Raw genomic sequence first — 17,889 nt, 5'->3', positions numbered from 1 at the left:
GTCGTGAGGCCACGGCCGCGGGGCGCCCTCCCAGCTTTCTTCTGCTTCTTTCTTTTGTCGACATCTCTCTATCCCTCCATCTCTCCCTCCCTTCATTTCTCCCTACGGAGCTGCCATGCGCTCGCCTTTTCGGTCACGGTGGCGAATACCGGCCGCCAGGAGTACGGCGCTCGGGCTCGGCGTCGCCCTGGCCGTCGGCCTGCTGCCGCAATACGCCCCTGAAGCCCTCGCAAAGGACGGCGGACTGACCCGCCCCGCCACCCAGAAGAACCTCGACGACCCCGTCGACGGCAAGAACGTCAAGGCCAAGAGGTACGACAAGGCGAACCCGGCCGCGCGTGCCGCCGTGAAGTCCGCCGACACCCCCCGATGGCCCAAGGCGGCCGCCGACGACGTCGCCCTGGCCAAGAACAAGAAACCCGCACGGGCCGCGGGTCTGCCCCTCAAGGTGGCCACCACCGGCGAGGCGGGCCCCGCCTCCGTTCGCGTGGCGGTCCTCGGGCGCAAGAAGTCCGCAGCCGCCGGCGCCGAGACCCCGCTGATGACGGTGGCCCGTACCGACGGATCCAAGCGGTCCGCGCCGGTCAAGGTCAACCTGGACTACGCGGACTTCGCCGGTGCCTACGGGGGAAGCTACGGATCGCGGCTGCGCCTGGTCCAGTACCCGTCCTGCGTACTGACGACCCCGCGGAAGAAGGCCTGCGCCACGCCCAAGCCGCTCAAGAGCGGCAACGACACGGCCAAGCAGACGCTGACCGCGACCCTCCCCGCGGCGGCCGACAGCACCTCGGCCGACAAAGCCGACAGCGCATCGTCCGTCACCGTGTTCGCCGCGGCGGCAGGGGCCTCCGGCGATCAGGGCGACTTCGGCGCCACGTCCTTGCAGGCCTCATCGAAGTGGAGCGTCTCGAACGCCTCCGGCGCCTTCAACTGGTCGTATCCGATCACATCCCCGCCCGTGCCGGGTGCCCTGTCACCCGGGGTCTCCCTCGGTTACAGCTCGCAGTCCATCGACGGCCAGACCGCGACCACCAACAACCAGGGCTCCTGGATCGGCCAGGGCTTTTCCTACGAGCCGGGCTACATAGAACGCCGCTACAAGCCGTGCGCCGACGACGGGCACAGCGATACGTACGGCGACCAGTGCTGGGGCGGCTACAACGCCACGATCTCCCTGGCGGGCGGTGCGTCCGGAGAGCTGATCCAGGACGACAAAACCGGCGACTGGCGCGTCAGCTCCGACGACTTCAGCAAGGTCGAGAGGCTCACCGGCACCACGAACGGTGACGACAACGGCGAGCACTGGAAAGTCACCGACAATGACGGCACCCAGTACTTCTTCGGCCTGAACCGCCTCCCGGGATACGCGACCGGCGACGAGTCGACCAACTCCGCCTGGACCGTCCCCGTCTACGGTGACGACGCCAAGGAGCCCTGCTACGACGCGGTCTTCGCGAACGCCCACTGCCTCCAGGCCTGGCGCTGGAACCTCGACCACGTCATCGACCCGCACGGCAACTCCATGTCGTACTACTACGGCAAGGAGACCAACCACTACACGCAGGGCCTGAAGACCGGCGAGAACGGCAAGGCCTACACCCGCGGCGGATACCTCAAGCGCATCGACTACGGCGAGCGCGCAGGCAAGGTCTACGGCACCGAGCCCGCCGCCCGCATCGTCTTCACCACCGGCGAGCGGTGCGTGGGCGACCTGACGGACTGCTCGGCCGGCGCGCTGAAGGACTCCACGGCAGCCGACTGGCCGGACGTTCCCTGGGACAGCAACTGCAAGGCCGACACCAAGTGCACCGGCCAGAACTCACCGACGTTCTGGACCCGCAAGCAGCTGAACAAGATCACGACCCAGATCCGCACGGGCACCAGCACCTTCGAGGACGTCGACTCATGGACGCTGGACCACGACTTCACCGACAACGGTGACGCCTCCAGGTCGCTGTGGCTGAAGTCGATCGACCACACCGGTCTGGTGGGCTCCGACGAGTCCGTCCCCTCGGTGAAGCTGTACGGCAAGCAGCTGGCCAACCGCGTCGACGACCCCAAGGACAACATCCAGCCGTTCATCCGCTTCCGCATGTCGGCGGTGGAGAGCGAATCCGGGGGCGTCCTGTCGGTCAACTACGCCGACACCCAGTGCACACCGACGGATCACCCCTCTCCCGGCAAGTCCACCGTCCGCTGCTACCCCGTCAAGTGGAACCCCCCGGGCGTCAAGGACCCCGTCACCGAGTGGTTCCACAAGTACGCCGTCTCGTCCGTGGTGGAGAAGGACCTGGTGGGCAACAGCCCCGACCAGATCACCTCCTACACCTACCTCGGTGACGCGGGCTGGCGGAAGGCCAAGGGCGACGCGCTGACCAAGGCGGAGTACCTGACCTGGAGCGACTGGCGGGGCTATGGCAAGGTCCGGGTCACGACCTCCGACGGCACCGATAACTCCTCCAACACCAGGACCGAACACGTCTTCTTCCAGGGCCTCGACGGGGACAAGGATCCCGACGGCGGCACGCGGGCGTCCTCGGTGAAGGACTCCACGGGAACGAGCCACACCGACTCCGACTGGAAGTCCGGCTTCGAGCTGGAGACGACCACGTACAACGGCGACAAGGTCGTCACCAAGTCGGTCAACACACCCTGGACCAAGGTCACCGCCACCCACGCCTCCACGGAGTGGGGCGACCGGGAGGCCCGCTTCGTCCGGCCCGAGCGCACGGACACCTACGAGGCGCTCGCCGCGGGCGGCTGGCGCCAGTCGGCCTCCGTCACCAGCTACGACGACGAGACCGGCCGTGTCACCCGGGCCAACGACCTGGGTGAACTCAATGTCTCGGACAACCGGTGCACCCGTACCGAGTACGCCGACAACGTGGCCAAGCACATGTATGCCTACGTCTCCCGGGTGGAGACGGTGAGCGTCGACTGCGCCACCTCGCCGGACCGCTCCGAGCACGTACTCAGCGACGACCAGACGTTGTACGACGACACCACCACCCTCGGCGCCGCGCCCAGCCTGGGCAACGCGACCACGGTCAAGCGGCTCGCCTCGCACAACGGCACGGTCGGCACGTACCAGACGGTCTCCACCAGCAAGTACGACCAGTTCGGGCGCCCGGTGAAGGTCACCGACGCGGCCGGAACGCCGAAGACCATCGACTACACCGACACCAACGGCCTCGCGTCCGCCAAGACCGAGACGAACGTGCTGGGCTGGACCACCAAGACGGAGTACGCCCCACAGTGGGGCACGCCGTCCGCGCAGATCGACGTCAACGGCAAGCGCACCGAACTGGCCTATGACGGCCTGGGCCGACTGACCTCGGTCTGGCTGCCCGACCGCCCCAAGGCCGACTCCTTCACCCCGTCGATCAAGTACACGTACGGCATCCGCACCACCGGCCCCAACTACATCCGCACCCAGCGGATCGAGAACGGCGGCACCACCTACGGCAGCGAGTACACGCTGTTCGACGGAATGCTGCGCCCGCGCCAGGTGCAGACGGACGGCCAGGACGGCGGCCGCCTCATCGCGGACACCTACTACGACGGCTCCGGCCGCACGGTGAAGACGAACGAGACGTACTGGACGAAGGACGCTCCCTCAGCCACGCTCTTCGCACCGCGCAACGAGGACATCGACGCGCAGACGGTGACGGAGTTCGACGGCGACAGCCGACCCACGGCGACGATCCTCAAGGTCGCCGGCGCGGAGAAGCACCGCACCACGTACACCTACGGCGGCGACCGGGTCCACACGGACCCGCCGACGGGCCAGACCGCGACCACGACGATCACCGACACCGAGGACCGCACGGTCGAGCTGCGGCAGTACAAGGGTGACAAGCCCGTGCCCGCGGGCACCTCGGCGGACTACGTCTCCACCACGTACGGTTACACGCCAGACGGCAAACTCGCCAAGGTCAAGGACAACGACGGCAACACCTGGACGTACGAGTACGACCAGCGCCGCCGCAAGACCGCGGCCGTCGACCCGGACATCGGCCGGTCGACCTTCGGTTACGACGAGCTCGACCGCCAGACGACGGTCACCGACTCCCGTGACAACATCACGACGACGGTCTACGACCAGCTGGGCCGCACGAAGTCGACCTGGCAGGGCGCCGCGGACACGGGCACGAAGCTGTCCGTCTCCACCTACGACACGATCGCCAAGGGCGCGCTGTACGGCACCTACACCTACAAGAGCGGCGCGGTCCACTCGTCGGTGACCCATCCGGTCCTCGACGAGAAGAACGACTACAAACCGACCTCGACGAAGTACTTCCTGTCCAAGACGGCCGAGCCCGAACTGGGCGGCACGTACGAGTTCCAGACCCAGTACAACGACGACGGCACCGTCCAGGGGCAGAACTTCCCCCCCGCAGGCGGCCTCGCGGCCGAAGCCGTCTCGTACCAGTACGACGCGCTCCAGCGCCCGAAGGCGCTCAACACCTCCCTCGGCGGCGGCACCTACGTCCCCCAGGTGAAGTACTCGCCCACGAACCAGCTCGAGCAGCTCGAACTGTCGACGGGCGGGGCGTCCGACAAGAAGACGTGGCTGAACTACAGCTACGAACAGGGCACCCAGCAGATCAACAACGCCCGGGTCGTGGTCGAGGGCGCCTCCTCGGTGGCCTACGACGCGGACTACACGTACGACGCGGGCGGCAACGTCCTCTCCGTCGTCGACGACCCGACGGGCGGGACGCGCGACACCCAGTGCTTCCGCCACGACAGCCTGCGCCGGACGACCGACGACTGGACGTCCTCGCTGGCGTCGGACGGCGCGGTCGGCACGGGCAAGACGGACGCGGCCTGCGCCTCGGGCCCGTCGGCGAGCTCGGTCGGCGGGGTGGCCCCGTACTGGCACAGCTACGAGTACGACGCCACGGGGAACCGCACCGCGGAGACCGACCACGGCATCGACGGGGCGGCGACGTCGTCGAAGAAGTACAAGTACGGAGAGAACGGCGAGGGCCCGCACCAGCTGACGTCGGTCACGACCGACACGGCGGCAACCGGCACCAAGCCGGCGGTCACCTCCCTGGACACCTACACGTACGACAACACGGGCAACACCGAGACCCGCGTCCTCGGCGGTGACACCCAGAACCTGACCTGGGACAAGCAGAACAAACTCACCAAGGTCACCAACGCCGACGGCAGCTCCTCGTCCTACGTCCACGACGCGGCGGGCAGCCGCGTGTTGCGCAAGTCGCCGACCGAGACGACGTTCTACCTGCCCGGCATGGAGCTGAAGCTCGACACGTCGACCAAGGCGGTCAAGGCCACCCGCTACTACGCCCTCGGCGGGCAGACCGTGGCGGTGCGCGACTCCGGTGGCGTCACGTTCCTGGCCGGTGACCACCACGGCACGGCCCAGCTCGCCGTCGACCCGACCACGGGCGCGACGCAGCGCCGCCGCCTCGACCCCTTCGGCACGGGCCGCGACGCCGACTCGGCGGACCCGTCCAAGTGGGTGACCGACAAGGGATTCGTCGGCGGCACGAACGACGACACCTCGGGCCTTGTCACCCTGGGCGCACGTGAATACGACGCCTCCACGGGCCGCTTCATCTCGGCCGACCCCATCATCGACTACACCGACCCACAACAGATCAACGGCTACGCCTACAGCTACAACAACCCGGTCAGCTTCTCCGACCCGGACGGTCTGAAGCCCGACGACTGCATGTACGCCGGCGTGCAGTGCAGCATGAAGAGCAACGGCGGCTGGAGCGTCAAGCCCACCAAGACCTACTACACGTACTACGGCGTCCAGGCCCCCAAGGAATCACCGGCCGCCTACAAGGCCCGCCAGCAACGCGCCAAGGCCGACGTCGCCAAGCAGCGCACCATCGCCATCGCCAAGGAACTCGGCAAGATCCTGGCCGACGAACTCGGCATCACCGACGCGCTGGACTGCTTCACCACGGGCGCACTCGGCGCGTGCGGTGCGACGGCGGCCAACATCGTCACCTCGCTCGTCGGTGGCGGTCCCGTCGGCAAGCTGGTCGCGAAGTACTGGAACCGCCTCGACAAGGCCTACGCCCTGGGCAAACGCATCGTCAGGCTGAGCAAGCAGCTGTGGGGGACGTTCAAGGACTGGCGCAAGAGCAACAAGGCTGCGGACGCGGCCGAAGCGTGCGTGACCAGCAATAGCTTCACGCCGAAAACCAAGGTGCTGATGGCCGACGGATCGACCAAGGCCATCGAGGACGTCGACATCGGCGACAAGGTCTTGGCCACCGACCCGAAGACCGGAAAAACCAAGGTCGAAACGGTCACCGCGGAGATCAAGGGCAAGGGCATCAAGCACCTCGTCCGGGTCACGATCGACGTGGACGGCAAGAAGGGCTCGAAGACCGCCTCGCTCACGGCCACGGACGGGCATCCGTTCTGGGTCCCGGAGCTGGGGGAGTGGATCGACGCCACGGACCTCAAGGCGGGCGCGACACTGCGCACCGGCGCGGGCACGTACGTCGAGATCACGGCCGTGAAGCGCTGGACGGCGCAGGACTCGACGGTTCACAACCTCACCGTCGGTGAGCTGCATACGTACTATGTGGTGGCGGGCGAGACGCCGGTACTCGTTCACAATTGCAGTACACCTCGGGGATATCCTGACCGAAAGCTTCCGAGGGATGCCCGGACTGGTGAACCGGCTCCGGATTCGGCGGCCGCTGGGCATCCACACACGCAACTTGGGGTGCAGAACAGCAGACGCACTGGCCCGTACGCTCAGGCCCGAGAGTTCGATGCAGCAGGCAAACCCGTCAGGGATGTCGACTTCACCGATCACGGGAGACCGCAGAACCATGACAATCCGCATCAGCATCCCTGGAATGAAAACGCGACCGGCGGTACCCGAAGTCGCGGTGACGCCGAACCATTGGATTGGGGCGACCAATGAGCGAACTCGTGGAATTTCGGATGCATGACACTGAGGGCGGAATAGTCGGGCTCGACAACCTGCTTGCTCTGGTCCCGGACAACAACTGGGTTTGGTCCGTGCTCGACTTCGACGGTATTTGTCAGGGTGCGGCCGGCCTGGGTTATGTAGAAATCCGGGAGAAGGTAGCTTCCTCGCCGCAGGGGTACGTCATGTCGTGGACGCAGGTTCGGGAATTCGCGGCCGGTGTCCGCCAGTTCTTCGATCTACTGCTCGTAGCAGCAAGAGAGCAGCGCCTGTTCGATCCGAAGCGGCTCGCTGCGGGCGATTTCGCAGGATGCTGCATGGTTCTGACTGCGAGCGACAGCACCTGGTGGTCGGTGGAGATCGATGCCAGCACCGACGGGGCATCTGTTCTCGCGGCAGGACTCCGAGCGCGCTATGGAGTCGAACGGAGATAGAAGGCGGCGAGCGTGATTAGTCGCTGAGGTAAACGTGAAGCCCCGCCAGGTGTGTCCTGGCGGGGCTTGCGCGTGGGGTGGCGGCGGTAGTTGCCGGTGGCGTCAACGGACGACACGGTGACTGAGGTGGAGACGGTCACGGCGGAGATCAAGGGCAAGGGTGCGTCGACATCACGGCCGTGAAGCGCTGGACGACACAGCGCGCAACGGTTCACAACCTCACCGTCGGTGAGCTGCATACGCTGCGTGTCGGTCCTCATGCCGATGAGTCGGTGCCTGCGACCGGGCCGATAGTTACCCCGGAGCAGAGCGCGGCCGTGCAGGGAAGGCCGTGCCACTCTTGCGGTGGGAGCAGTCCGACGAGGACGGGGGACCACCAGCCGTCTACTGGAATTGGACCTACTGGCCTTCCGCGCAGCCTGTTTCCTCACTGTGAAACGTGCAGTGATAATCAGGCGGTTGCTGTATCGAAAGCCCAGCAGATGCTGCGGAATCACGGCTATCACGATCCCACGTTTACAGGGGTGCCAGGGATCCCGACTGCAGCGCAGAAATCAGCGGAGCTACTGCCAGGCCATACGCGGTAGTAGGGTCAGGGTGCGCCCGGGTGACGCGGGTGTCGACCGGGCGCACCATCAAGCACCAAATTCGGTAGTTGGCGGAGGAATGCTCATTGGTAGTGCCGAGCTTCACTTGAACCATCGCGTGCTCCGCATTGGATCGCCGGCCCCGCCGGAGGAGGTTCTGGCGCTGGCCGGTGCGCCACTCGTGGCGTCCAGGACTCACGTCCACATTGCCGCACGTGCGCAGGCAGGACTGGTTCGGGTCAGGCTGTGGAACAGGGCCGGCCCGGCCGGGGGCAGCGTCTTGTTCGACGGGGAACTGGTGCTCGACGACGGGGCCATCGCAGTTGGCGACATCCTCGGCGTGTCACGTTTCGTGCAGAGCGTCGGGGACCCTGGCGTGCATCACATCCGAGGCACTGTCGATGATCCAGGGGTTGCTTCCCGTGTCGACGTAGTTATCGATTCCGGTCGTGACGGGCAATCGCTGACAAGCGTGGATGGTTACCCGCTGCCCCAGTTCGTGGTAGCGGAGGACTTCGATCTCGGTAGATCTGATGAACTCGCGCTGATTCTTTCGGTGCACGATATGCCGCACAATCGCCTTGCTGCCGCGTTCAAGGTGATCAAGCTGGCCTCGGAGTCGGATCCTTTGCCTCGCGTGGAAGTTCTCAGGGAATTTCGAATGCGCATGGTCTGCGAGTGGCTCAGGTGGCTCGCCCCCGTGGCCTCTGCGGATGAGGTGTTCGCTATGTCCGGTTACATGTTTGAACGTTTGGACGGAACGGCGGCGGGTCTCGACCACGCTGCAGCAGAGCTCGCTGCGGATGTGCTTGCCCGGGGGTGAAGCCTGCTGTAGGGGGAGGTTATTGACGGGAGTAGTGATGGTGGATATCGAGCTACTGATGGATCAGTTGGGGAGGGTCGGTGTCACTGTCCTCCTCAAGGTTGACCATAAGCGCATGCAAACCGGGCGTAAGCCTTGGACGATGGTGATGTCAGGTCCGGGGCTCGGTGAGCGCGAATTGATTCGCACGGATGCGTCCACTCTGCAGAATTGCCTGAAGTACTGCCTTCGAGAGCTGCGCACGTGTCCCGGTGAATGGGAATGGCTCGAGCTGTATTCGTAGGTGCGTTGAGAGGCTCCGCCGGTGAAAAGTCGGCGGAGCCTCTTGCGCAGGAGGCTGGGAGAAGTCGCGTGGTAGACCGTAAACCTCAGAGCATGATGGATTTCCTGCAATCGTGGTATCGATCTCAGTGCGATGGGGATTGGAAGCACGAGTTCGGGATCCGGATCGAAACGCTCGATAATCCCGGTTGGAACATCGAGATTGATCTCACCGGTACCGATGTCGAGGGACGCACCCTCCCGAAGACCGATATGTGGAAGAGCCCTGGCGGGAGATGGCTCTGGTTGTCCTCCGACGGGCAGAAGTTCACGGCATCGTGTGACTCGATCTCCATGGATCATGCAATTCTTCGGTTCAAGGAGCTGATGGAGGGAGATGGGAAGGGGGCGGGCTTCGTGGGCTCCTAGGCGGTGCCCGCGATTTCGTTGAGGTGGGTGTCAAGCGCTGCCAGGTCGGGATGGGTGAGGAGTTCGGGGATGGTTTTCCGTCGCATCTCGCCGAGGTAGGCGCGGGTGAGTTCCCGGGATGTGACGCCGAGTGCGTCGGCGATGTGCCCGGTGGTCTCGGGGGTCAGTCCCTCGCTGAGTGCCACGGAGGTGATCATGATGATCTCGGTGTGCGTTTCCAGGGCGTCGATGTCGTACCCGGCCCTCCGGCACTGAGTGAGCAGCCAGCGGTAGAACGCGGTGTTGGTGGTTTCGTTGGCCATCGGAGATCTCCGCGGGTTGTTGCGGCTCGACGTGCGAGCGTGGATCCGAGTGTTCAGAGAGCGAGCAGTCCGGCGAGTACGCGCTCCAGCATGGGTGTGGCCGGAGAGCCGTCAGGGGACTGTGCGGCCAGGGGCTGGACGTCGACGACACCGGTCTCGGTGAGGTCGGCGAGGAGGACACGGGTCGTGCCCAGTGGGAGGCGCAGGAGCGCGGACACCTCGGCGACCGAGGTCACCTCGCGGCACAGCCGGGCGATCCGCCGGTGGCGCACCGGCTGTTCCGCCAGGGACGCCTCGTCCGCTGTCGTGATCACGAGTGTTTCGACGGCCAACTGGTAGCGAGGCCGGGTGCGGTGGCCGGTCCGCCGCCAGGTGTGACACAGGCCGGTCGGCCGTCGGGCGGTCTCGTTCGTGCCACGGGCGTCGGGGAAGGCGAGTCGGGACGGGTGTGGTGTGCGCAGGGTGGTCAACGGTTCCCCCTGAGGAGTGGAGCGGTCGGTGCGAGGCCGTCAGCCGAAGGAAGCGGCCTGGAGCGAGCAGCGGTCGCCGGGAGACTTGGGCGGCAGGGTGCGGGCGGCGTGCCACAGCGGGCGGACGTCGGTGGGACGGCCCCGCAGGGCGCTGACGAGGCGCACGGTGGTGGGCCAGTCCGGCACGTATACCTGAGTCAGGACCTGGTCCACTTCGGTGACGCCGAGCTCGTGGTTGCCGGGTTGAACCAGCAGGCTGGGGTCCGGCCGGTCGGCCGCGAGGTGCAGGCTGCGGATGAAGCGGTGGAACTCGAGAGCCGCTTGCTCCGAGGTGACCACCCGGACGTCCACGGGCTGACCGTGGGCAAGGCGCCACAGTGGATACAGCACGGCGGGCTCCTCGCCGCAGGATTCCACGATGGCGCGGGTGACCGGCCAGGAAGGGCGGCGTTCGCCGCTGAGTACACGCGAGACGTAGGAGGGAGTGATCCCCGCGTGGTCCGCGAGCTCACGCAGTGATCCGCCCTGGTGGCGCTGCAGTTGGGACAGGGCTGCGCAGAGGAGCTGGCGGGCCGTGCGAGGGGCGGCGGCGTCACCGGTGAGGGGTGAAGGCGTAGGCGTGGGGGGCGTTGTGTCGTCCGCGCGCGTTCTGGGCACCTGCCCGACCATGGTGCCTCGCTGACGCGGCAGGAAGACCGGGCCGTCGGGTGGTCTGGCCGAGGGTTCGGCCGAACTGGACACGCGCCGCTCCAGGCGCCGTTCCAGGGCCTGCGCCGACCACTTCTTGCGCAGCGTTTCGTTGCTGATCCGGAGTGGGGCGGCCAGGGTCTGCCAGGACTCGCCGGCGACGCGAGCACGACGGATCACGGCGGCCTCCAGGTCCTCCAACTGCCGAGCCAGCTCCACGCGGTGCCTCAGCAGTTCGCTGCTGCCCTGTCGCTCGTGGACGGAGGCGATCAGGGAGTCCGCCTGCACACGGAGGGTCTCGGCTATCTCGACTATCAGCTCGTGGTGCGATGCGTCGGTCGCTGCGTCGTCGGGCGGGGCTTTGCGGTGGGCCGCCGCACGGCAGGTGGTGGTGCAGTACAACCTGGGTCGGCCGGGGCCGCCTTTGGGAGTGAAGGAGCGCCGACAGTTCGCGCAGCGTCGGGTGGCCGTCATGACGAGGGTGCCTCTTTCGGGGGACACAGCGCGTCGATTTCGTGCGGCGAACGGGGCGTTGACTGCCTGTCTCACAACGAATCGCGCCGTGGGTGGGCGGGGGAATGGGCGGGCCGGCCCGGTCCGGCAGGACTGGCCCGCTCTACGCGACGTCAGGTGTCACGAGGTGTCAGTGACGGTGAACTCGCCGGTAGATGAGATGCGAGGACTGCGCCGCGGTCACACAGACCGCTGCCAGCGTGACCATTCCGGTGTGCTCGGCGCCGTAGATGGCGATGAGGGGCAGCACCACGAGCGAGATGAAGAAGGCACCGCGTGCCGTGACAGTGAAGGTACCGGCCGTTTCAAATCCTCTGCGAGGCGGCATGATAGCTTCGCAGCCCGCGGTCAAGGGCACAGTAGGGCCCTGACCTCGGTGTTGATGACGGTCTGAGGGCATGAGGGGTCTCCCTTATTTCGTCGGACTGGTTGCAGAAGATCGGCAGGCCCTGGCTCGCTTTGGACGGCCGCCAGGGTCACTGTCGTTTCCGGCGATGGCCGGTGCCCGGACCTTACTGGCCCGACCGATCGTTGCGCGACCGCCACGGACAGTTATGGGCATATGCGCCCACGCGTTTACTCAAACTCTTGTAGCCCTGTCAGAATTGGCCATGTAGGCTCAAATTGCGCCCCAGTGAGCGTTGACGGAACCTGACCGGAAGCAAATGGGCATTTGCTTTCGGATTTGATCGTCTGTTGACGCTTGAGCTCTGGCCATGGGCGCTCCCCGGCGGGGATCGCGGGACAGAACGCGTGTGGGCACGCATGATTGCCGCCCTCTCAGAACTGAGCGAACTGTCAACGACCGTGACTCAACTGGACGGCCGCTCAGCAGTGAACTCCTGGGACGGGGCGTCGGCGGCATCGCCTGGTGCGTCGGCGGGCGGAATGCGGGGTATGCACGTGCCGTGACCGAGACCGCCGGCGATGACAGCAGCGCACCCGACCTGGGCGAGGACAGCAGCGCACCCGACATCGAGGCGTCGACCCGCCGTTACTACGAGACGAGTGACGTCGACGCCTTCTACGACGCCGTCTGGGGCGGTGAGGACATCCACATCGGCCTCTACGCCCACGAGCGCGAGGCCATCGCGGACGCCTCGCGCCGCACTGTGCGGCACGTCGCGGACCGTGTCGAGGATCTGCTCGGGCCGGACGCCGCCGTGCTCGACCTCGGTTCGGGGTACGGCGGTTCGGCCCGTGCCCTCGCGGAGCGTTTCGGCTGCCGGGTGATGGCGCTCGACCTCAGCGAGGAGCACAACGTACGCCACCGCGCGGCGAATGCCCGACGAGGGCTGGACGACCTGATCGAGGTCGTGTCGGGCTCCCTCAACCGCCTGCCCTACGAGGCGCACCGCTTCGACGTGGTCTGGTCCCTGGAGGTCCTGTGCCATGTGGCGGACCGGGACGGCGCGTTGGGCGAAGCCGTACGCGTGCTGAGGCCCGGTGGCGCACTCGTCTTCTCGGACATCATGGCGGCCGAGGACGCGTCGGCGCAGGAGCTGCGGCCCGCGCTGTCCCGTCTCGGCGTCCGGAGCCTCGCGACGCCGTCGTACTACCGGGACAGCCTGTCCGCCCTCGGCCTCGAACTCGACTTCGAGGACCGCACCGAGGACCTCGCCACGCACTACGCACGCCTCCACGAAGAGGTGCGGCACCGCAGCGGGGAACTGCGCGGTGTCATCAGCCCGGCGTACGTGGACGGGCTGCTCGCCAACCTGCCGCTGTGGGTGGACATCACGCGGCACGGCCTGCTGCGCTGGGGGATTTTCCACGCGCGCCGGGCCCCCGCTGCCTGACGGTCGGGGCCGCCCGGGTCCTGACGGAAGGCGTCGCACACCCTCGTCGCACACCCTCACGGATAATGGCCGGATGTCCAGTTCTGTGGTCTCGGCTCGGGAAGCCGACGTGCTCGCTCTGCTCGGGGAGCACCTCAGCAACGCGGAGATCGCCGCGCGGCTCTTCATCTCCGTGCGCACTGTCGAGTCCCATGTCTCTTCGCTGTTGCGCAAGTTGGAGGTGCCCGACCGGCGGGCGCTGTCCCGCCGGGCGGCGGCGTCGAGCCGTGGCCCGGCACCCGACGCGGTGGGCCGACTGCCCGCACCCCTGACGACGTTCGTCGGCCGCGGGCGGGAACGCGAGGAACTGGCGACGGCGGTGCGGACGCACCGGCAGGTGACCGCGGTCGGCCCGGGCGGGGTGGGCAAGACGCGGCTCGCCCTCGCGGTGGCCGCGGACGTCACGGACGACTTCGCCGACGGCGCGTGGTTCGTCGATCTGGCCCCGCTCACCGACCCCGGCAGGGTGGACGCGGCGGTCGCGGCCGCGGTGCACGTGGGCGAGCAGCCCGGGCGCGGACTCGCCGAGGTGCTCACGGCGGCTCTGGCGGGCCGTGAGGCCCTGCTGGTCCTGGACAACTGCGAGCACGTGAGGGAGGGCGTCGCGCCCTTCCTGGAGCGGCTGTTGGCGGCCTGCCCTCGGTTGCGGGTCCTCGCGACGAGCCGGGCCCGGCTTCTGGCGCCCTTCGAACGGGTCTTCTCCGTCCCGCCGCTGTCACGGGCCGGTGGCGACGAGTCGGAAGCGGTGACCTTGTTCATGGAGAGGGCGGCGGCCGTGGGGTGGCCGCCGGGCCCTGCGGTCGGCGAGGGGGTCGTGGACCTGTGCGAGCGGCTCGACGGCATGGCGCTCGCGATCGAACTCGCGGCGGCACGGTGGCCGACGCTCGGTCTCGACGGGCTGACGGCCGGTCTCTCCGACCAACTGCGGATGCTGGCGGGCGGCGCCCGCGCCGACGACCGGCACCGGTCGTTGCGGGCCGTGCTCGACTGGAGCCATGGCCTTCTCGCCCCGCAGGACCAGGCGCTGTTGCGGCGGGTTGCGGTGTTCGTGGCGCCGTTCACGGTGGACGCGGCGGTGAGTACGGCCCTGGGGGGTGACGCGGAGGTGGGCGGGGCCGACTCCGTGGCCGGGTTCGACTCCGCGGACGGGGTCGACTCCGTGGCCGGGCCCGGCTCCTGGGCTGCGGTCGCCGACGGGCTCGGGCGGCTTGCCGAGCACAGTCTGCTGACCGCGGTCCCCTCCGCGACCGGCACCCGGTACCAGGCGCTGGAGACCATCCGCCAGTACGGCACGGAACAACTCGTCCACGCCGGTGAACTGACCGGCGTCCGGTCCCGGCACCTGGCGTGGTGCCTGGCCGGTGCGGAAGACCTGCGGGACGGCGCGGACACCGGCGGCGACGAGTGGCGGGCCCGCTTCGACGCGGGGGCGCAGGACATCAGGGCCGCCCTGGCCTGGGCGCGCGGCAGGCCCGAGCAGCGCGCCGACGCCCGTCGTCTCGCCGGACTCCTCGCCGAGCTGGCCTTCGCCCGCCATCTCGTCGCCGAGTCGCAGGAGCGGTTCGAGCAGGCCGCCGAGCTGGCCGGGGAGTCGTCGGACGACGCCGGGGCCGCCGCGGCACTGCGTCGGGCCGCCGGGGTGGCCGGGTGCCGCCGTCTCGGCGACGACATGTTCCGCCTGCACCGGGCCGCCGCCGACGCCGCTCGCCGAGCCGGCGACACCGCCGACGCCTGCCGCGACCTCGCGGCGGCCGCCACCGTCGCCTACCGCTTCTCCACGTCGTTCCCGGCCATCCCCGTCGAGGCGGAGATCAAGGACGTACTGGCGCAGGCGCACGAGATGTCCGACGCGGGCGACACGGCGGCCGAGGCGGCGCTCGCGCTGGCCGAGGCGGCGGTGACCGCGGATGCCTTCGGCGCGCTGCAAGGGGGCGCGGACAACACCGCGCGGGAGACGGTCGCGTACGCCGAACGCGCCGTCGCGCTGGCCCGGCTGACCGGCGACCCCGTGGCCGAGTCGGCCGCTCTCGACGCGCTCTCGGGCGCCCGGTGCTGGGCAGGCGAGTCCTTCGGCGCGGCTGAGGCCGCCCGCCGCCGGATCGACGTCCTGGCGAGGTCGCCGCGCACCCCGGCGGCGACGCACGAGGTGATGGACGCACTGGCCATGGCGGCCGGAACGGCGCTGGGCGTGGGGGAGTTGCCGCAAGCCCGGCGCTGGAGCGGGCAGCTGGCGAGTCATCCGTTGCTGGCTGAGGCGGGCCATCAGGCCACGTCGTGGCTCCTCGTCACGGACGCGTTCGCCGGCCACGCCGATGACGTGCTCGCTCGCGCCGTCGGATTCCGCGAGGCGTGGGAGCGCAGCGGCCGCCAGCGCTCACTCTCGCTGGGCGCCGCGGCCGCGTCGGTCGCCATGATCCACGGCCTGCGCGGCGACGTGGAGGGGCGGGCGGACTGGCTGGCCCTCGTGGAGCAGGCCGACACCGCCGAACAGCACCGCAAGGGTTACGGCGCCGTCTTCGACGCCATGGTCCGGCTCCACCACGGAGATCCGGACGCCGCCCTGTCGAGCGTCGCACGGTCCCCGGACGCGGTGTGGAAGTGGGTGTGCTGGGTCTGGCTGCACTGGTACGTGACTCTCCGGGCGGAGGCGTCGGTGCTGGCCCGCCACCCGGAGGCCCAGTCCCGCGTCGACTCCGCCCGCACCGTCGTGGCGGGCGACGCGCTCGCCGCCGCGCAGGTGGAACGGGCACAGGCGCTGCTCGACGAGGACGTGCCACGCCTCCTCGCGACCCGGGCCGCGTTCCAGGCGGCAGGCTGCCCGTACCAGGCGGCGCGGACGCTGCTGCTCGCGGGCGGCGCGCACGCGGACCGGGGGAGGGCGGCACTGACGTCCCTCGGCCTCGACCCGATCACCGGCCGACAGGAACAGCGAACCGAGCCGCCCGAGTGAGGCCACCCCGCCCCGACCTCACCCCACCGCCCGTCTGACGAGCGCACCGATCCGCGCCTCCACGTCCGGGATCACCTCGCGCAGCGCGAAGCCGGCCGCCCACATCGGTCCCTCGTCCAGCTGGGCCAGATCGCTGAACCCGAGGGTCGCGTAACGGGCCTTGAACTTGGCGGCACTCTGGAAGAAGCAGACGACCTTTCCGTCGAGCGCGTAGGCGGGCATCCCGTACCAGAGCTTCGGCGCGAGGGCCGGGGCGTTCGCCGTGACGACGGCGTGCACCCGCTCCGCCATGATCCGGTCGGAGTCCTCCATCTCGGCGATCCTCGCGAGAACGTCCCGCTCGGCCTCCGCCGCCTTGTCCGCACGCGAGCCGCGACGGGCCGCCGCCTTCAACTCCTTGGCGTGGTCCTTCATCGCGGCCCGCTCCTCGGCCGAGAACCCCTCGTGAACGTCTACGGTGCTCATCTTCCACCCCTGCGCTGTCGATCCATGATCCGTGCCGCCGCCGTTGGACGGCGGCCCGTTCGCTGTGATCACAGCCTGCCCGGTCGCAGGTGCGGACGGCTTCCGTGCTCACCACGGAAAGCACCACGGAAAGCACCGCGGAAGCCACGGACCGCGCACTCGGAGAGGAGGACGGTGAGAGTGCCCGCTAGGATCGCCGTGTGATGACGGCCTGGTCTTCTTCCGGTACGCGTCGGAGCCGCTCGATGGTGGCTCTGTGGCGCGTCGTGGGGCTGGGGATCGTTCTGTTCGGACTGGTGTTCACGCATGTGGCCAGTCCCGAGACGACCAGCCGTCACCTCGGGTCGAGCCATGGTGTGGTGGCGGCGGGTTCGGCCGCCGTTTCGGGGGACTCGGCGGGGCGTGATGCGTCCGTCGTCGCGGATGTGCCGGGGCAGGAGCGGCACGACCATCCCCCCTCGCACACTGTCGAGGAGTGCGCGTTGGGGCAGCCTCCGCAAGGGCCCGGTGTCGATCTGCCCTGTCTCTCGCCGCTGGACTCCACGTGGCGGGATGACGCGCCCGCGCCTGTGACTGCTCAGCGCGTCGCGGGGCGCGACTTCGTGGCTCCGATAGCGCACGCCGCCGACCTGACGATCCTCCGCGTCTAGACCGGCCGGTCTGCTTCGACCGGTCTGTCCTCGTCCCGGCCGCAGGTGCCAGTGCGCCTCCGGTCCGGGCAGCTGTCGCGCGGAGGGTCTGTGCTGCCTCGGCCGTACGTCCGCAATCTGTTGTACGTCCTCCTGCTTGCCGCCGTGCTCGTGTGCTCCGGCGGGCATCATTACGGCCAGGGTGCCGAAGGGCCGTTGGCGTCTTCCGGACTTCATGTGAGCACGGGGGGCGCCGACGATGCGGCGGGCGAGGGGGCCGACGAGGGCGACGGGGGTGATGTGCCCGTGCCCCCGTCTTCCGGTCACTGTCACGAGATCGGTTCGAGCCCCGGTCCCGGCGGCTCCGGTTCCGGCGTGCCGTCGTCCATCCGGCTCTACGCACTGGTGAGCGCCACCGCCCCGGCCGCGAGCGCGGAGCACGCGTCGGCGTCGCGTCCCCCGGGCGCCGCGCCGGGCGGTGACACGGGCGGCGGAGGCGGTCGGGCCGCCCTCAACTCGCTGTGCAGGTGGCGCATATAGGGGGCCCGTGGTCCCCGTATGCCTCCA

The 17,889-nt window shown here is 68.5% G+C and carries 13 protein-coding genes; 8 read left to right on the top strand and 5 right to left on the bottom strand.

Annotation, left to right across the window (positions count from 1 at the left end; translation table 11 throughout):
- Positions 1–115: 115 nt before the first annotated feature.
- The 4 genes from DEJ47_RS03030 (at position 116) to DEJ47_RS03010 (ending at position 9,468) form a co-directional block, all read left to right on the top strand.
- A complete protein-coding gene (locus DEJ47_RS03030; protein ID WP_150164656.1) occupies positions 116–6,928 on the top strand; it encodes a polymorphic toxin-type HINT domain-containing protein in 6,813 nt (2,270 codons plus the stop codon).
- Positions 6,925–7,368 (top strand): hypothetical protein, encoded by a 444-nt coding sequence (locus DEJ47_RS03025; RefSeq protein WP_150164654.1) that lies wholly within the window; start codon positions 6,925–6,927, stop codon positions 7,366–7,368. The genes DEJ47_RS03030 and DEJ47_RS03025 overlap by 4 nt, the downstream gene beginning before the upstream one ends.
- A gap of 867 nt (positions 7,369–8,235) precedes the next feature.
- A complete protein-coding gene (locus DEJ47_RS03020) occupies positions 8,236–8,778 on the top strand; it encodes a hypothetical protein (protein ID WP_150164652.1) in 543 nt (180 codons plus the stop codon).
- Between the two features lie 375 nt (positions 8,779–9,153).
- The gene (locus DEJ47_RS03010; RefSeq protein WP_150164648.1) at positions 9,154–9,468 is read left to right on the top strand and encodes an Imm53 family immunity protein; all 315 of its coding nucleotides are present in this window, start codon (positions 9,154–9,156) and stop codon (positions 9,466–9,468) included.
- Here the strand turns inward: DEJ47_RS03010 and DEJ47_RS03005 are convergent.
- The 4 genes from DEJ47_RS03005 to DEJ47_RS37300 all read right to left on the bottom strand — a co-directional run bounded on the left by DEJ47_RS03005 (position 9,465) and on the right by DEJ47_RS37300 (position 11,693).
- A complete protein-coding gene (locus DEJ47_RS03005) occupies positions 9,465–9,770 on the bottom strand; it encodes a hypothetical protein (protein WP_150164646.1) in 306 nt (101 codons plus the stop codon). The two genes, DEJ47_RS03010 and DEJ47_RS03005, sit on opposite strands and share 4 nt — an antisense overlap.
- A gap of 53 nt (positions 9,771–9,823) precedes the next feature.
- Positions 9,824–10,240, bottom strand: coding sequence for a DUF742 domain-containing protein (locus DEJ47_RS03000; protein ID WP_150164644.1), 417 nt, complete (start codon positions 10,238–10,240; stop codon positions 9,824–9,826).
- A 39-nt stretch (positions 10,241–10,279) separates the two neighbouring features.
- Positions 10,280–11,401 carry a helix-turn-helix domain-containing protein gene (locus DEJ47_RS02995; RefSeq protein ID WP_150164642.1) on the bottom strand — a complete coding sequence of 374 codons (1,122 nt, stop codon included), beginning with the start codon at positions 11,399–11,401 and terminating at the stop codon, positions 10,280–10,282.
- Positions 11,402–11,570: 169 nt separating this feature from the next.
- Positions 11,571–11,693, bottom strand: a complete 123-nt coding sequence (locus DEJ47_RS37300; RefSeq protein WP_263398881.1) for a hypothetical protein — start codon at positions 11,691–11,693, stop codon at positions 11,571–11,573.
- A 655-nt stretch (positions 11,694–12,348) separates the two neighbouring features.
- Between DEJ47_RS37300 and DEJ47_RS02990 the strand changes: the two genes are divergently transcribed.
- On the top strand, positions 12,349–13,239 hold the full coding sequence (locus DEJ47_RS02990; protein ID WP_223828210.1) for an SAM-dependent methyltransferase: 891 nt from the start codon (positions 12,349–12,351) through the stop codon (positions 13,237–13,239).
- Between the two features lie 73 nt (positions 13,240–13,312).
- Complete coding sequence (locus DEJ47_RS02985) at positions 13,313–16,228, top strand: ATP-binding protein (protein ID WP_150164638.1); 2,916 nt, start codon at positions 13,313–13,315, stop codon at positions 16,226–16,228.
- A gap of 18 nt (positions 16,229–16,246) precedes the next feature.
- Here DEJ47_RS02985 and DEJ47_RS02980 read toward each other — a convergent pair whose 3' ends face one another.
- A complete protein-coding gene (locus tag DEJ47_RS02980) occupies positions 16,247–16,693 on the bottom strand; it encodes an iron chaperone (RefSeq protein ID WP_150164636.1) in 447 nt (148 codons plus the stop codon).
- A 245-nt stretch (positions 16,694–16,938) separates the two neighbouring features.
- Between DEJ47_RS02980 and DEJ47_RS02975 the strand changes: the two genes are divergently transcribed.
- Together DEJ47_RS02975 and DEJ47_RS36240 are read left to right on the top strand one after the other, a co-directional pair.
- Positions 16,939–17,343: a hypothetical protein gene (locus DEJ47_RS02975; RefSeq protein WP_150164634.1), complete on the top strand. Its 405-nt coding sequence runs from the start codon at positions 16,939–16,941 to the stop codon at positions 17,341–17,343.
- Between the two features lie 354 nt (positions 17,344–17,697).
- On the top strand, positions 17,698–17,862 hold the full coding sequence (locus tag DEJ47_RS36240) for a hypothetical protein (protein ID WP_161237237.1): 165 nt from the start codon (positions 17,698–17,700) through the stop codon (positions 17,860–17,862).
- Positions 17,863–17,889 lie beyond the last annotated feature (27 nt).

The organism is Streptomyces venezuelae, from assembly GCF_008642355.1.
Lineage (GTDB): Bacteria > Actinomycetota > Actinomycetes > Streptomycetales > Streptomycetaceae > Streptomyces > Streptomyces venezuelae_B.
The sequence above is the reverse complement of the archived record's forward strand: the minus strand, read 5'-3'. Positions and strand labels throughout refer to the sequence as shown.

What these genes read in the sequence shown, in the direction of transcription:
- DEJ47_RS03025 (WP_150164654.1), top strand. Translation starts at nt 6,925, where the DNA reads ATGAGCGAACTCGTGGAATTTCGGATGCATGACACTGAGGGCGGAATA.
- DEJ47_RS03010 (WP_150164648.1), top strand. Translation starts at nt 9,154, where the DNA reads ATGATGGATTTCCTGCAATCGTGGTATCGATCTCAGTGCGATGGGGAT.
- DEJ47_RS02985 (WP_150164638.1), top strand. Translation starts at nt 13,313, where the DNA reads ATGTCCAGTTCTGTGGTCTCGGCTCGGGAAGCCGACGTGCTCGCTCTG.
- DEJ47_RS03005 (WP_150164646.1), bottom strand. Translation starts at nt 9,770, where the DNA reads ATGGCCAACGAAACCACCAACACCGCGTTCTACCGCTGGCTGCTCACT.
- DEJ47_RS03030 (WP_150164656.1), top strand. Translation starts at nt 116, where the DNA reads ATGCGCTCGCCTTTTCGGTCACGGTGGCGAATACCGGCCGCCAGGAGT.
- DEJ47_RS02975 (WP_150164634.1), top strand. Translation starts at nt 16,939, where the DNA reads ATGGTGGCTCTGTGGCGCGTCGTGGGGCTGGGGATCGTTCTGTTCGGA.
- DEJ47_RS02995 (WP_150164642.1), bottom strand. Translation starts at nt 11,401, where the DNA reads ATGACGGCCACCCGACGCTGCGCGAACTGTCGGCGCTCCTTCACTCCC.
- DEJ47_RS02980 (WP_150164636.1), bottom strand. Translation starts at nt 16,693, where the DNA reads ATGAGCACCGTAGACGTTCACGAGGGGTTCTCGGCCGAGGAGCGGGCC.